Raw genomic sequence first — 14,769 nt, 5'->3', positions numbered from 1 at the left:
AGCAGTAGAGAGTGGCGAGCACACGGTGGACGTGCAGAAGAAGCTCGACGAGATCGTCGAAGCGGTCGGGAACGCCCGGTCCATGCCCATGTCGGCGTCGTGCGTGGTCAACCGCGCCGATCTGCTCGCCATGCTCGAAGAGGTACGTGAAGCCCTCCCCGGCTCACTCGCCCACGCCCAGGAGCTCATCGGCGGCCGGGAGCAGATGGTCGAGCAGGCCCGGCAGGAGGCCGAGCGGATCATCGAGACCGCCCACGCCCAGCGCGGCTCACTGATCTCCGACACCGAGATCGCCCGGCAGTCCCGGACCGAGGCCGACCGCATCCTCGACGAGGCCCGCAGGGAGGCCGACGAGGTACGCGCCGAGGCCGACGAGTACGTCGACAGCCAGCTCGCCAACTTCGAGGTCGTCCTCACCAAGACCATCGGCTCCGTCGACCGGGGCCGCGAGAAGCTCCTCGGCCGTGGCCAGGGATTCGACGAGCAGGGGTACGAGGACCCCGACTTCGCCGAGGCCCCCGAGCGCAGCGCCGACCCGGAGACGCTCCGGCACCGCGCCGACGAGTACGTGGACACCAAGCTCGGCGCGTTCGAGGCCGTGCTCGCCAAGACCCTGGAAGCGGTCGGCCGCGGCCGGCAGAAGCTGCACGGCCGGGTCGCCACCGACGATCTCGGCGCGCACATGGCCGCCCAGGATGCCGCGGGCAGTCAGGGCCACACCAGCGACGAGGACCATTGGGCCGGTCTCGCCGAGCTCGCCACCCCGGAGCCGCAGCCGGTGCCCCAGCAGGTCCAGCCGCACTTCCCGGCACAGGCGCAGCCGAGCTACGCGGAGACGTACGCGTACCAGGAGCAGCCGCAGCAGGACATGTACGGGTACCAGCAGCCGGACCCGTACGCCGCCTATCAGCCGCAGGGTTACGACGAGGGCCGGGCACAGCTGCAGCCGCAGGGGTACGACGAGGGCCGGGCACAGCTGCAGCCGCAGGGGTACGACGAGGGCCAGGCACAGCTGCAGCCGCAGGGGTACGAGGGCTGGCAGCAGCCGATGCCGGCGCACCAGCCCCTTCCGCCGCAGGGCGAGAGCGCCCTCGACGAGACCAGCCTCTTCGACACCAGCATGATCGACATCAATCAGCTCCGCCGGTATGAGCAGGAGCGCTGACCGGGGCGATCCGGACGCAGGCCGAACGCGACCGGTTCCGGCCGGTTCGGGACCGGAATCGGCCCCGGTTGGGAGCAGGGTAACGCGTCCAGTATCCTGGTTCTTCGGTCGCGCGTAGATCTGCGGTCCCGGCTGTCCGCTTCGACTTCCGATCCGGTCGGCCCCTCCCCACGGTGCGCATTGCGCCATGCATACGATTTTCGAAAGCAGGAAAAGCCCTGAACGGCCACCTCGACCACCGAAACCCTCTCGTGTTCGATACGCACGAGCTGGGTCGGCGTCCCGGTGCCCTCCTGCGGCTGACCCGCTCGGTGGACGCGCCCCAGGACCTCGGTATCGACGGGGTCATCGGTGTGCCGGAAGGCGCACCCGTGGAGCTGGAGCTCCGCCTCGAATCGGTCATGGAAGGGGTGCTTGTCACAGGCACCGCCCGTGCGTCGGCCGAGGGGGAGTGCGTAAGGTGTCTGGAGCCGCTGCGCCAAGAGGTTGCGGCGGACTTCCAGGAGATGTTCTCGTACCCTGACGCCGATGACCGGGGCCGCAGCAAGGCGGCGGACCCGGCCGACGACGCCGAGGACGACGAGGACAGGCTCTTCATCGAGGACGGCTTGTTCGACCTCGAACCAGTGCTGCGTGATGCGGTGGTGCTCGCACTGCCGATGCAGCCGGTGTGCCGGGAGACCTGTGCCGGCCTGTGTTCCGAATGCGGGATCAGGCTGGACGAGAACCCCGGTCACCACCACGATGCCGTCGACATCCGTTGGGCGGCATTGCAAGGACTCGCCGAGACCGTTCAGGACGGCGAGAAGGACAACATGGGCGGCGCCGAAGCGGGCGTCGACGAGAAGCAGGAGAAGTAGCCGTGGCTGTTCCGAAGCGGAAGATGTCGCGCAGCAACACGCGCCACCGCCGGTCGCAGTGGAAGGCTGCGGTCCCCACCCTGGTTTCGTGCGAGCGTTGCCAGGAGCCGAAGCTGCAGCACATCGCGTGCCCCAGCTGCGGCACGTACAACAAGCGCCAGGTCCTCGAAGTCTGAGCGGCTGGTGAGAGGCCCGATGTCTGAGTTGTCCCACGCCAAGAAGCAGGCAGACAACGTCAACACAGCCTCGTCCCACACGCTTCTGGAAGGGCGGCTCGGGTATCACCTTGAGTCCGCCCTTCTGGTGCGTGCGCTGACCCACCGTTCGTACGCATACGAGAACGGCGGCCTGCCCACCAACGAGCGGCTCGAATTCCTCGGGGATTCGGTACTCGGTCTAGTGGTCACGGACACGCTGTACCGCACCCACCCCGACCTGCCCGAAGGCCAGCTGGCCAAGTTGCGGGCCGCGGTGGTCAACTCGCGTGCACTTGCGGAGGTGGGCCGCGGCCTCGACCTCGGCTCCTTCATCCGGCTCGGCCGGGGCGAAGAGGGCACGGGCGGCAGGGACAAGGCATCCATCCTCGCCGACACGCTTGAAGCGGTGATCGGCGCGGTCTATCTCGATCAGGGCCTCAGCGCGGCCTCGGAGCTGGTCCACCGGCTCTTCGACCCGCTGATCGACAGGTCCTCCAATCTCGGCGCCGGCCTGGACTGGAAGACCAGCCTCCAGGAACTCACCGCGAGCGAGGGCCTCGGAGTCCCCGAGTACCTCGTCACGGAGACCGGCCCGGACCACGAGAAGACCTTTACTGCTGCTGCTCGCGTCGGTGGTGTCTCGTACGGCACCGGCACCGGCCGTAGCAAGAAGGAAGCGGAGCAGCAGGCGGCGGAGTCCGCCTGGCGCGAGATCAGCGCTGCTGCGGAGCAGCGGGAGGCCGCGGCGAAGGCCGCAGCCGACGGAGGGGCCGCCGACACCCCTGCCGGCCCGTTGCTGTCCACGGACGTCACTCCGGCCTGACCCGGGAAACCCCTCGGCGCCTCGTGCACCGGGGGGTTCTCCCTGTCCGGACCCAGGGCGTGACCGCACAGTCACGCCCCGGGGGCGTCCGGCGGATCAGGGCCGTACACCCCGTAAACTGTCCAGTCTCTTGAGGAGCCACTCCGTGCCCGAGCTGCCTGAGGTCGAAGTCGTACGGCGCGGTCTTGAGCGCTGGGTCACCGGCCGCACGGTCGGTGAGGTCGAGGTCCTGCACCCGCGCGCGGTCCGCCGCCATCTCGCGGGTTCCACGGACTTCGCGGCCCGGCTCAGCGGTAGCCGCTTCGGTACGGCCATGCGCCGCGGCAAGTACCTGTGGGTTCCGCTGGACGACGACTCCTCCTCGCTCCTCGGCCACCTCGGCATGAGCGGTCAGCTGCTCGTACAGCCGCAGGACACCCCCGACGAGAAGCATCTGCGGATCCGGATCCGCTTCGACGACGCCCTCGGCACCGAGCTGCGCTTCGTCGATCAGCGGACCTTCGGCGGGCTCTCCGTCCACGAGAACACCCGGGACGGGCTGCCCGACACCATCGCGCACATCGCCCGCGACCCCCTGGACCCCGCCTTCGACGACGCGGCGTTCCACACCGCTCTGCGTCTGCGCCGTACAACGGTCAAGCGTGCCCTGCTCGACCAGTCGCTGATCAGCGGCGTCGGCAACATCTACGCGGACGAGGCGCTCTGGCGCACCAGGTTGCATTACGACCGGCCCACCGCGACCCTGACCCGGCCCAGGTCGGCCGAGCTGCTCGGCCATGTCCGCGACGTGATGAACGCCGCGCTCGCGCAGGGCGGCACCAGCTTCGACAGTCTCTACGTCAATGTGAACGGCGAGTCGGGCTACTTCGACCGGTCGCTCGACGCGTACGGGCGCGAGGACGAGCCCTGCCACCGCTGCGGTACGGCGATGCGCCGCCGCCCGTGGATGAACCGCTCCAGCTACTACTGCCCGAGCTGCCAGCGGCCGCCGCGGGTCAGCACGCCTAGAGCGTGACCTCGCGCGCCTCGTCGTAACGGCTGCGGGCGTCGAGGACCTCGGGCATCCGGCCCTCGACGAGGTGGATCAGCGCGAGCAGCCGGCCGGCGACCTCGCGTCCCAGCGGGGTCAGCTCGTAGTCGACGCGTGGCGGATTGGTGGGCTGCGCCTCCCGGAGGACGAGGCCGTCCCGCTCCAGTGCGTGAAGCGTCTGGGAGAGCATTTTCTCGCTCACCCCGTCGACCTTGCGGCGCAGCTCGTTGAAGCGGGCACCCGTCTCGTACAACGCGGTCAGCGTAAGGCTGCCCCAGCGCCCGGTGACGTGCTCCAGCGTGCCGCGCGAGGGGCACTGCCGGGAGAACACGTCGAAGGGCAGGCTGTCGGCGCCGTCCCGCGGGGTGGTCTCGTCCATGAGAAACAGCTTACGCCCGCACAGCGCTCCCTTTTGGAGTGCGCTGTGCGGGGGTAAGTGATGAGGCAGAAGTGCGGCCCGTGCGGTCCGGAAGGAATCCCGGAGAGCCCCGGAAGGATCAGAACCGAAGAAGTGACCTGCCGGGTCTTCGACCTGCGGTCATGTGAGCGATCAACGCTGTGACCTGCTGCTGAGCTGTCGGGCCTATCCACTGCGGGCGCGCGTCGGCGGCGGCAGCGCCGAGCGGGCCGCAGGCAGGAGCGCGGGCGCAGCCAGAGCCGGGTGCCTTGATGAGGTAGAGAAACCTGTAACAGTTCTAGGGTGAGCTTCCACCCACACAGCATGTCGGCCACGTGCTGTCCGGCATAGCACCTGGACGGCACGTCATCACAACAGGGCGAACGTTGCCGGGAGGGGCACTAGTTAGGGCGTGTATCGAAAGTAGATCTTGACCGCGCGATGATCTCGGCAAGTGCCGCCGATGTCGCCGACCTGTCAGCCGCCGGGTCCTCCACTGCCAAAAGCCCCACTGTTGTCATCCTTGTGTGCGTCCCTTGGCGAAGAGGGCCGGTTGATCTCATATGGGCTGAGACCTTCCCCGAAATCATCTGCATCCCTCAAGTTTTCGCCGCTTCGGGAGGAAGGCTGGGCCCGTGGTCCCTGCTGTCGTGCTCGAGACCGACGGCGCGTGTCCCACCAGACGAGGCCAAGCAGAACAGCGACTACGACCACTGCTATGCCGAGGGGGAAAATCCAGCGCACGGCCGAAGCGGCCACTGTGATGTCACTGATGGGCACCTGGCTCACAAGGTGGCTCATCTGGCCCACGTCCTTCCTGAGGGGATTCCACCGCTCACAACGCGAGGCAGAGGCTTCCGCTCATTGGAGAGAGCCCGCGATGGCCGGAGCCGCGGGAAACTCCGATCCCGCCGCCCTTGGCGGGATCAATCTCGCGGGGCCCGCCTGAACTGGACGTCTGGCAAGGCTCAAGCTCCCTGATAAGTCTACGGCGCGGAGCCGTACGGGGGACGCTCCGCGCCCGCCCGGACGGAGCCTCACGGTGGCGCACGCCTCTAGCTAGTGCCGCATCAGGCAACGTTCGCCGCGTTGCCTGATCGAACTCTGTTGCCGGTCTGGGCAGCGAGTTCTTTGGTCATGAAGACGCGGCTGGTGCCCGGCGGATCGCAGGGGACCTCTCCCAGGCGCTTCCACCCTTGTTTCCGATAGAAGCCGGGTGCCTGGAAAGTGATCGTGTAGAGCACGGCGGCGCGGCAGCCGTCGCCCGCTGGTGCGCGCGTGCCTGGACTGGACCGAGCGCCGCCCCCACCTGGCCGGCGCGGTGGGTGCCGCCCTGTGCAGCCACGCCCTCACCGCCGGCTGGGTCACGCGGATCGGCACGACCCGCGCGCTCGCCGTGACCGTCACCGGCCGCCGGGCATGGCACGATCACCTGGGCCTGCCGCTGGCTGATCTCTCGTTCTGCCACCCGGACGCCGTGACGACAGCGCACTGTGGGGACCAGTATCCGAACGGCGCGTCACGTCACAACGAGCATCAAGGCTCTCAGTGAACACCTCGGCCGCCATGACCCCGGCTTCACGCTGCGGACCTACACGCATCTGATGCCGTCGAGCGAGACCCGTACGCGGGCCGCCGTAGACACAGTTTGGGCCGCCTCGGTTGCCGATAACGGCCCCGAGGCGGCCCAAGAAATCTGACAGGTCGCTGACCTGTGAAAATCTCAGAAACCGAAGTCCTGGGTCCACCAGGGGCCGCCGGAGCCGAAGTGCACTCCCACGCCGAGGGTCTTGTAGTCACAGTTGAGAATGTTTGCTCGGTGGCCTTTGCTGTTCATCCAGGAGTCCATCACCGCCTGTGCGTCCGCCTGGCCGCGGGCGATGTTCTCGCCGCCGAGCCCCGTCACACCGGCCTTCGACGCGCGGTCCCAGGGGGTCCGGCCGTCGGGGTCGGTGTGGTCGAAGAAGCCGCGGGCCGCCATGTCGTCACTGAAGTTCTGGGCGAGCGAGGTGAGCGGGGCACTGGCCGTGACCGGGCTGCAGCCGACCTTCGCGCGCTCCTGGTTGACCAGCGCGAGCACGGCGGCCTGGGCGGAGGTGTCGCCGGCCGGGGGCGTGGCCCTGCGCGCCGGAGCGGCGGCAGATGTCGTCGGCGCCGCCGAGGCCGTGGCGGACGGCGCGGAACCGGTCGCCCCGGCTGCCGCGGGCGCCTTCGTCCTCTCTGTCTGCTCGGCCGCCTTCGAAGGGGAGGCGGACGGCGTGACCGAGGTGCTGGGGGAGCCCGACCGCTCGGACTTCCGGGGCCCCGGGGAACGCTCGGTGCTGCGGCCGGCCTCGGCCGACGCGATACCGCGGTCGGCCGGAGCGGTGGTGGAGCCGCCCTGCGTCAGCAGGTCCGGCGCTCCCTGGGAGCGGATCTGGTCGGTCGCCGCGCCACCGGTCACCTGGTACGTGCCGCCGCCGGGCAGCAGACCCGAAGCCACGGCCACGACTCCGACGGCCATCGCAGCGGAGACGCCGATCAGTCCCGTACGCATGGGCACGCCGGACCGCTTCCTGCGGCGCGCGCCGCGGCGCGCGCGGGCTTTCGCGACCGCGGGCGTGTCAGCGACCGAACCTGCCACGGGACCTGCGGCGGAGCGTCGATGGCGTCCCATCTGCCGTCCCCTTCTGATGGTCTGGACGCCAGAATCGGCGTCAATACGCCTCACCCGATCGAGTGAGGCTCTGGTTTCGACGGGACTGTACGCCATGGCTCAACGGGGCGAAGTGACCCTTGAGCAATTTGCCGGTTAGCGTTCGGCCATGAACGAAGATGTACGACTCACCGCCTGGGTGCGCGGCCGAGTACAGCAAGTAGGGTTCCGCTGGTTCACCAGGGCAAATGCTTTGGAGATCGGTGGCCTCACCGGATTCGCCCTCAATCTCGACGACGGTCGAGTACAGGTTGTCGCCGAGGGGCAACGTGAGAATTGCCACCGCCTGCTGGAGTGGCTGTGCTCCGACGACACACCCGGACGCGTGGATGGAGTCACTGAGATCTGGGGCACCCCGCGCGGCGGTTACGAGGGGTTTGCGATCCGCTGATCCCGTTCCGAATGAGGTCCGAATTCGGGGTCGTGTTCGGACCGTGTTCGATGGGCGGCGAGGGGTGACGAGAAAGCCCGCTCATCTGCGTACACATGAAATGACCTGCGGAAGGACCGGACAGTTGCCAAGATTCGGCTGCCGTGCCAGGCTGCGGCAGTAAGGATGATCTCCACGCCCCCCAGGGCCCCGCAGGAGAGTCGCGCCGCGTGATCGTCAAGCCGCGCGCCCCCGGGTCACCCGCGTCTACGGGGTGTGATCGTGTTGACCGTCAAACTTTTTGGTGAGACGCTGAAAACCCCGCGCACCTTAGCTGTTTGGCAGAGTTCTTTGGCAGCAGAACCGCAGTGATGACAGGGCACTGCCGAGCACCGCGGGTGCGATTCCCTCACGACCCACACCGCATCGGTCGGTCACTCAGTGTGGAGGACCATCCATCATGGCAAAGGCGCTTCTCGGTTACGTCGGCGGTTCCGACCCGCGACTCCTCGCCGAGATGCGACGGCTCCAGCAGCGCGTCCAGGACCTGGAATCCGAGCTCGTACGGATCCAGGACGAGAACGACGCGCTCAACGCCGCCGCCCAGCACCAAGAGTCGCTGCTCGACAGCATCGACATCGACGTACCTCAGGCGGAGCCGGCGCTGACCTGACCGAGGGCCCACAGGGGCCGGTCGGGCTGCTCGCGTCAGCCGTCTGAGTTCATCACCGGATCGTCACCGGAATCGTCACCGGATCATTGAAGATCATCACTGTGATCTGTCGCCTTCTTGATCCGCCGCGTTCTTTGATCCGTCACGCAGCACTTCGCAAGATTTGCAAGGGGCGCTTCGGCGTCCCTTCTTTCTTTTCCCCGACTGCGACAGACCCGCCCCGGATGTACACCCCTTCCCTTACGGCCTCCCGCGCGATAGGGAGTGGGCTCCCGACGCCCTGCGGCTCCGCTTGCCGCGTTGTCGTCAGTCACCGACGCTCCGCGTCGACTCCCTCGTCCGCCTTGCAGTCGAAGCCGCACGACGCCGCTCGCTGATCCACTCCCTATCGCGCGGGAGGCCGTTACCGTCTGATGTGCCCTGCACCTTCATCAGTGAAACCGAGAGCGAAAGGTAGAGTCCGGCGGCGTGCATCTCAAGGCCCTGACCCTGCGTGGTTTCAAGTCGTTCGCCTCCGCCACGACCCTGCGGTTCGAACCCGGGATCACCTGCGTCGTCGGTCCCAACGGTTCCGGCAAATCCAATGTGGTGGACGCGCTCTCCTGGGTCATGGGTGAGCAGGGAGCCAAATCCCTGCGCGGCGGCAAGATGGAGGACGTGATCTTCGCCGGCACCACCGGGCGGCCGCCGCTCGGACGCGCCGAGGTGTCGCTGACCATTGACAATTCCGACGGTGCGCTGCCTATCGAGTACGCCGAAGTGACGATCACGCGGATCATGTTCCGCAACGGCGGCAGCGAATACCAGATCAATGGCGATACGTGCCGGCTCCTCGACATCCAGGAACTTCTCTCCGACTCCGGTATCGGCCGGGAGATGCACGTCATCGTCGGACAGGGCCAGCTGGACTCCGTACTCCATGCCGATCCGATGGGGCGCCGCGCATTCATCGAAGAAGCCGCTGGTGTGCTCAAGCACCGCAAGCGGAAAGAGAAGGCGCTGCGGAAGCTGGACGCGATGGGAGCCAATCTGGCCCGTGTCCAGGACCTCACGGACGAACTGCGGCGGCAGTTGAAGCCGTTGGGCCGGCAGGCGGCCGTCGCCCGGCGGGCCGCCGTCATCCAGGCCGATCTGCGCGACGCGAGGCTGCGGCTGCTCGCCGACGACCTGGTGCGGCTGCACGACGCGCTGCGCAGCGAGATCGCCGACGAAGCGGCGCTGAAGCAGCGTCGGGAGGCGGCGGAGGCGGAGCTGAAGGCGGCGCTGACGCGTGAGGCGGAGCTGGAGGACGAGGTACGACGGCTGGCGCCGCGCCTGCAGCGGGCCCAGCAGACCTGGTACGAGCTGTCGCAGCTCGCCGAGCGGGTACGCGGCACGATCTTGTTGGCCGATGCCCGGGTGAAGAGCGCCACCGCAGCGCCCGAGGAGGAGCGGCGCGGTACGGGATTCAGGGACCCGGAAAGCATGGAGCGCGAGGCCGCCCGGATCCGGGAGCAGGAGGCGGAGCTGGAGGCCGCGCTGGCGGCGGCGGAACACGCGCTGGAGGACACCGCCGCCCACCGGGCCGAGCTGGAACGGGAGTTGGCGGCCGAGGAGCGCAGGCTGAAGGACGCTGCCCGCGCCATCGCCGACCGGCGCGAAGGGCTCGCCCGGCTGACCGGGCAGGTCAACGCGGCGCGCAGCCGGGCCGGTTCGGCGCAGGCGGAGATCGACCGGCTGGCCGCCTCGCGTGACGAGGCGCAGGAGCGGGCGGTCAGGGCGCAGGAGGAGTACGAGCAGCTCAAGGCCGAGGTGGAGGGGCTGGACGCGGGTGACGCGGAGCTGGGCGAGCGCCACGACGCCGCCAAGGGGGAGCTCGTCGAGGCGGAGTCGGCCCACTCCGCCGCCCGGGAGGCCGCCACCGGCGCGGAACGGAAGCGGGCGGCGGTCGCGGCCCGGCACGAGGCCCTGGCCCTGGGCCTGCGCCGCAAGGACGGCACGGGCGCGCTGCTCGCCTCGCGCGACAGCCTGTCGGGCCTGCTCGGCCCGGCCGCGGAACTGCTGACGGTGGCCCCGGGCCACGAGGTCGCGGTCGCGGCGGCACTGGGCGCGGCGGCGGACGCGGTGGCGGTGACGGACCCGGCTACGGCAGCGAACGCCATCCGGCTGCTGCGCAAGCAGGACGCGGGGCGGGCGGCGCTGCTTTTGGGGGGTGCGAGCGCGGGTGCGGGTGCGTCCGACGCTGATACGGGGCAGGTGCTCCTCCAGGGCGGGGCCGCGACGCAGCAGGTACCCGGGCAGGGTTCGGCGCCCGCCGCGGCCGGGGACGTCCCGGCGCCGGGTCAGGCCCCCGACGTCCCGTCCCACGGCCCCGCCGGCCGCCCCGAGGCACCCGGCCACGTGCTCCGCGCCGCTGCCCCGGACGCCCCGCCCGCAGTCGCCGATCTTGTCCGCGGACCCGCTGAGCTGATGGCTGCCGTGCGTCGGCTCGTGCGTGGCATGGTCGTCGTCCCCACCCTGGAGGACGCCGAGGATCTTGTTGCCGCGCATCCCGAGCTGACCGCCGTGACCGGTGAAGGAGACGTCCTCGGGGCGCACTTCGCGCACGGCGGTTCCGCCGGGGCGCCCAGCCTGCTCGAAGTGCAGGCGGCCGTCGACGAGGCCGCCGCCGAACTGGCGGACCTTGCTGTCCGGTGCACCGAACTGGCCCAGGCCCAGCGGCTCGCGGGGGAGCGACGCAGTGCCTGCGCCGCGCTCGTCGAGGAGCTGGGGGAGCGGCGCAGGGCCGCAGAGCGGGAGAAGTCGGGGGTGGCCCAGCAGCTCGGCCGGCTCGCCGGGCAGGCCCGCGGGGCCGCGGGCGAGGCCGAGCGGTCGGCCGCCTCCGCCGCCCGCGCCCAGGACGCCCTGGAGCGGGCGACCGAGGAGGTCGAGGAACTGGCGGAACGGCTGCTCGTCGCAGAGGAGATGCCGGTCGAGGAGGAGCCGGACAACTCCGTGCGCGACCGGCTCGCCGCCGACGGTGCCAATGCCCGCCAGACCGAGATGGAGGCCCGGCTCCAGGTCCGTACCCACGAGGAACGGGTCAAGGGACTCGCCGGGCGTGCGGACTCCCTCGACCGCGGTGCCCGCGCCGAACGCGAGGCCCGTGCCCGTGCCGAGCAGCGTCGCGCCCGGCTGCGCCACGAGGCTGCGGTGGCCTCGGCCGTTGCCTCCGGTGCCCGTCAGCTCCTCGCCCATGTCGAGGTGTCCGTCGAACGCGCCGGGCAGGAGCGGGTCGCCGCCGAGGCGGCGAAGGCGGAGCGCGAGCAGGAACTGATCGTCGAGCGTGGCCACGGACGTGAGCTCAAGGGTGAGCTGGACAAGCTGACCGACTCCGTTCACCGTGGTGAGGTGCTCGGCGCCGAGAAACGGCTGCGGATAGAGCAGCTGGAGGCGAAGGCCCTTGAGGAGCTGGGCGTGGAGCCGGCCGGGCTGGCCGCCGAGTACGGCCCCGACCAGCTGGTGCCCCCGTCGCCGGCCGCGGAGGGTGAGGAACTGCCGGAGGACCCTGAGCATCCGCGCAACCAGCCGAAGCCGTTCGTCAGGGCGGAGCAGGAGAAGCGGCTGAAATCCGCCGAACGGGCGTATCAGCAACTCGGGAAGGTGAATCCGCTCGCCCTTGAGGAGTTCTCGGCACTGGAGGAGCGGCACAAGTTCCTCTCCGAGCAGCTCGAAGACCTGAAGAAGACCCGGGCCGATCTGATGCAGGTCGTCAAGGAGGTCGACGAGCGGGTCGAGCAGGTGTTCACGGAGGCGTACCGGGACACGGCCCGTGAGTTCGAGGGCGTCTTCTCACGGCTGTTCCCGGGCGGTGAGGGGCGGCTCATCCTGACCGATCCGGACAACATGCTGGCGACCGGGGTCGATGTCGAGGCGCGCCCGCCGGGCAAGAAGGTCAAGCGGCTCTCCCTGCTCTCGGGCGGCGAGAGGTCTCTGACGGCTGTGGCGTTGCTGGTCTCGATCTTCAAGGCCCGGCCGAGTCCGTTCTATGTGATGGACGAGGTCGAGGCGGCTCTCGACGACACCAATCTGCAGCGGCTGATCCGGATCATGGAAGAGCTCCGGGAGAGCTCGCAGCTCATCGTGATCACGCATCAGAAGCGGACGATGGAGGTCGCGGACGCGCTGTACGGCGTCTCGATGCAGGGTGACGGCGTCTCCAAGGTCATCAGCCAGCGGCTCCGCTGAGGCTTTACTAAATCTTCAAGTCTTCAACGCACCTTTTGGGTGGCCCTGGGTAGATGTCGACTTACGCGTGATTGACTTCGAAACTTGAAGGCATAGGCTCTGGATCGTCTTTTTTGACTTCAAGTGGTGGCGCCTCTGGAGTTATGCGCCACTTGGAAGAGTTCCCCCCACGCCTGACGACGCGGCCAGGCACCAGGAGATCATGTGACCAGCACATCGCAGACACCGGGATCCGGAGCCCGCGCGGCCCATCCGGAACACCTCGGCCACGTCATCTTCATTACGGCAGCCGCTGCGATGGGCGGCTTCCTCTTCGGCTACGACAGCGCCGTGATCAACGGCGCCGTCGAGGCGATCCGGGACCGCTACGACATCGGCTCCGGAACGCTGGCCCAGGTGATCGCCGTCGCCCTGATCGGCTGCGCCATCGGCGCCGCCACGGCGGGCCGTATCGCCGACCGGATCGGCCGCATCCGCTGCATGCGGATCGCCTCGGTCCTCTTCACCATCAGCGCCATCGGCTCCGCGCTCCCGTTCGCCCTCTGGGACCTGGCCTTCTGGCGGATCATCGGCGGCTTCGCGATCGGCATGGCCTCGGTCATCGGCCCGGCCTATATCGCCGAGGTCTCACCCGCCGCCTACCGTGGCCGGCTCGGCTCCTTCCAGCAGGCCGCGATCGTCATCGGCATCGCCATCTCGCAGCTGGTGAACTTCGGCATCCTGCAACTCGCCGACGGCAAGCAGCGCGGAACGATCGGCGGCCTCGAGGCCTGGCAGTGGATGCTCGGCGTCATGGTCGTACCGGCGCTCCTCTACGGCCTGCTGTCGTTCGCGATCCCCGAGTCGCCGCGCTACCTGATCTCCGTCGGCAAGAACGAGCGGGCCAAGAAGATCCTCTCCGAGGTCGAGGGCAAGGAAGTCGACCTCGATGCCCGCGTGGCCGAGATCCAGACAGCCATGCACCGCGAGCACAAGTCCACCTTCAAGGACCTGCTCGGCAGCCGCTTCGGCTTCCTGCCGATCGTCTGGGTCGGTATCGGTCTCTCGGCGTTCCAGCAACTCGTCGGCATCAACGTGGCGTTCTACTACTCGGCGACGCTGTGGCAGTCCGTCGGTATCGACCCGACCACGTCGTTCTTCTGGTCGTTCACCACATCGATCGTCAACATCATCGGTACGGTGATCGCGATGGTCCTCGTCGACCGAGTGGGCCGCAAACCGCTCGCGCTCGCCGGCTCCACCGGCATGGCGATCGCACTGGCCTGTGAGGCCTGGGCCTTCTCCGCCGAACTGGTCAACGGCAAACTCCCCACCACTCAGGGTGTTGTCGCCCTCATCGCGGCCCATGTCTTCGTGCTCTTCTTCGCCCTGTCATGGGGTGTGGTGGTCTGGGTCTTCCTCGGTGAGATGTTCCCGAACAAGATCCGCGCCGCCGCGCTCGGTGTCGCCGCGTCCGCTCAGTGGATCGCCAACTGGGCGATCACCGCGAGCTTCCCGAGCCTGGCCGACTGGAACCTGTCGGGCACCTACATCATCTACACATGCTTCGCCGTGCTCTCGATCCCCTTCGTGCTCAAGTTCGTGAAGGAGACCAAGGGCAAGGCGTTGGAGGAGATGGGCTGATCCCCGCTGCCCATCTCCTCGACCACCCGTCCCCGGCCCGCGCCCGCGGGCCGGGGACGCGCGTCCGTCCCTGCGTACGTCAGCCGGAGATCGCCTCGCAGAACAGCCGCAGGCCGCGCCACCCCTCCTCGACCGGCATTCCGACGCACAGCGGATACAGCACCAGGCTGTCGGCGTCCAGCGCGACCAGCTGCTCCGGGGTGACGATCCGGTAGACCTCTTCGTCCCGCAGCTCCGCCACCGTCGTGGCCGCCGAGCGCACGGCCGACCGGACGTCCTTCGACTGCCAGGAGGCGTAGGTCCGGGCCTCGTGCAGGAAGTGCCCGCCGTGCCGGCCCCACGTCCGCTCCGGATCCTCCGACACATGCAGCAATGGCGTCTTTGTCGCCGGCACGGCGAAGCCGCCGGTGCACCAGTAGGCGCCCGCGGGACGGGTGTCCAGCAGCGCCGCATCGTACGAACGCCCCCGCAGCTGATCCACTCCGAATACGCCGATCCACATACGCCGATCCACGCCGAGAACGTCACGGCGAGCAAGGTCGGAAAGGGGATGAACGAATCCAGGGAAACTCGTCGCCACCATCATCAGCAGACTCCCCGGAAGGAGACTGATCGCGGCATTCATACCGATCGCCCAGGTGGGAGGGGACGCGAATCCCAGTGCCTGTGCGGTGAAACCGGCCGAATGCATCGACATCGCATTGATCAGCACGATTCCGACCGCGGCAGT

12 protein-coding genes and 3 pseudogenes are annotated in these 14,769 nt (G+C 68.8%); 10 read left to right on the top strand and 5 right to left on the bottom strand.

Annotated elements, in window-relative coordinates:
- Window positions 1-25: 25 nt before the first annotated feature.
- From ACGFSA_RS11530 to mutM, 5 genes are all read left to right on the top strand, one after another.
- Window positions 26-1,165 carry a cell division initiation protein gene (locus ACGFSA_RS11530; RefSeq protein ID WP_393302983.1) on the top strand — a complete coding sequence of 380 codons (1,140 nt, stop codon included), beginning with the start codon at window positions 26-28 and terminating at the stop codon, window positions 1,163-1,165.
- Window positions 1,166-1,416: 251 nt separating this feature from the next.
- Window positions 1,417-2,025: a YceD family protein gene (locus tag ACGFSA_RS11525; protein ID WP_393302981.1), complete on the top strand. Its 609-nt coding sequence runs from the start codon at window positions 1,417-1,419 to the stop codon at window positions 2,023-2,025.
- A 2-nt stretch (window positions 2,026-2,027) separates the two neighbouring features.
- Window positions 2,028-2,201 carry a 50S ribosomal protein L32 gene (gene rpmF / locus ACGFSA_RS11520; RefSeq protein ID WP_003965982.1) on the top strand — a complete coding sequence of 58 codons (174 nt, stop codon included), beginning with the start codon at window positions 2,028-2,030 and terminating at the stop codon, window positions 2,199-2,201.
- A gap of 19 nt (window positions 2,202-2,220) precedes the next feature.
- Window positions 2,221-3,045, top strand: coding sequence for a ribonuclease III (rnc, locus tag ACGFSA_RS11515; protein WP_393302979.1), 825 nt, complete (start codon window positions 2,221-2,223; stop codon window positions 3,043-3,045).
- A 145-nt stretch (window positions 3,046-3,190) separates the two neighbouring features.
- Window positions 3,191-4,060, top strand: coding sequence for a bifunctional DNA-formamidopyrimidine glycosylase/DNA-(apurinic or apyrimidinic site) lyase (gene mutM, locus ACGFSA_RS11510; RefSeq protein ID WP_393302977.1), 870 nt, complete (start codon window positions 3,191-3,193; stop codon window positions 4,058-4,060).
- Here mutM and ACGFSA_RS11505 read toward each other — a convergent pair.
- Window positions 4,050-4,454, bottom strand: coding sequence for a winged helix-turn-helix transcriptional regulator (locus tag ACGFSA_RS11505; RefSeq protein WP_393302975.1), 405 nt, complete (start codon window positions 4,452-4,454; stop codon window positions 4,050-4,052). The two genes, mutM and ACGFSA_RS11505, sit on opposite strands and share 11 nt — an antisense overlap.
- Window positions 4,455-5,542: 1,088 nt before the next feature.
- Window positions 5,543-5,716, bottom strand: coding sequence for a hypothetical protein (locus ACGFSA_RS11500; RefSeq protein WP_393302973.1), 174 nt, complete (start codon window positions 5,714-5,716; stop codon window positions 5,543-5,545).
- An 8-nt stretch (window positions 5,717-5,724) separates the two neighbouring features.
- Here ACGFSA_RS11500 and ACGFSA_RS11495 point away from each other — a divergent pair.
- A pseudogene (locus ACGFSA_RS11495) lies at window positions 5,725-5,928 on the top strand (transcriptional regulator); the annotation flags it as partial.
- A gap of 267 nt (window positions 5,929-6,195) precedes the next feature.
- Here ACGFSA_RS11495 and ACGFSA_RS11490 read toward each other — a convergent pair.
- Complete coding sequence (locus ACGFSA_RS11490; RefSeq protein ID WP_393302971.1) at window positions 6,196-7,128, bottom strand: CAP domain-containing protein; 933 nt, start codon at window positions 7,126-7,128, stop codon at window positions 6,196-6,198.
- 148 nt (window positions 7,129-7,276) lie between these two features.
- Here ACGFSA_RS11490 and ACGFSA_RS11485 point away from each other — a divergent pair, with 148 nt between their 5' ends.
- From ACGFSA_RS11485 to ACGFSA_RS11470, 4 genes are all read left to right on the top strand, one after another.
- Window positions 7,277-7,558: an acylphosphatase gene (locus ACGFSA_RS11485; protein ID WP_393302969.1), complete on the top strand. Its 282-nt coding sequence runs from the start codon at window positions 7,277-7,279 to the stop codon at window positions 7,556-7,558.
- Window positions 7,559-7,997: 439 nt separating this feature from the next.
- Window positions 7,998-8,210: a hypothetical protein gene (locus tag ACGFSA_RS11480; RefSeq protein WP_018551753.1), complete on the top strand. Its 213-nt coding sequence runs from the start codon at window positions 7,998-8,000 to the stop codon at window positions 8,208-8,210.
- 468 nt (window positions 8,211-8,678) lie between these two features.
- Window positions 8,679-12,416, top strand: a complete 3,738-nt coding sequence (locus ACGFSA_RS11475) for an AAA family ATPase (RefSeq protein WP_393302966.1) — start codon at window positions 8,679-8,681, stop codon at window positions 12,414-12,416.
- A gap of 204 nt (window positions 12,417-12,620) precedes the next feature.
- Complete coding sequence (locus ACGFSA_RS11470; RefSeq protein WP_393302964.1) at window positions 12,621-14,039, top strand: sugar porter family MFS transporter; 1,419 nt, start codon at window positions 12,621-12,623, stop codon at window positions 14,037-14,039.
- A gap of 79 nt (window positions 14,040-14,118) precedes the next feature.
- Here ACGFSA_RS11470 and ACGFSA_RS11465 read toward each other — a convergent pair.
- A pseudogene (locus ACGFSA_RS11465) lies at window positions 14,119-14,448 on the bottom strand (LLM class flavin-dependent oxidoreductase); the annotation flags it as partial.
- Between the two features lie 33 nt (window positions 14,449-14,481).
- Window positions 14,482-14,736 (bottom strand): annotated as a pseudogene (locus tag ACGFSA_RS11460) (cytosine permease); the annotation flags it as partial.
- Window positions 14,737-14,769: the final 33 nt, after the last annotated feature.

It is taken from the genome of Streptomyces sp. NPDC048496 (assembly GCF_043200055.1).
Classification (GTDB): domain Bacteria; phylum Actinomycetota; class Actinomycetes; order Streptomycetales; family Streptomycetaceae; genus Streptomyces.
The sequence above is the reverse complement of the archived record's forward strand: the minus strand, read 5'-3'. Positions and strand labels throughout refer to the sequence as shown.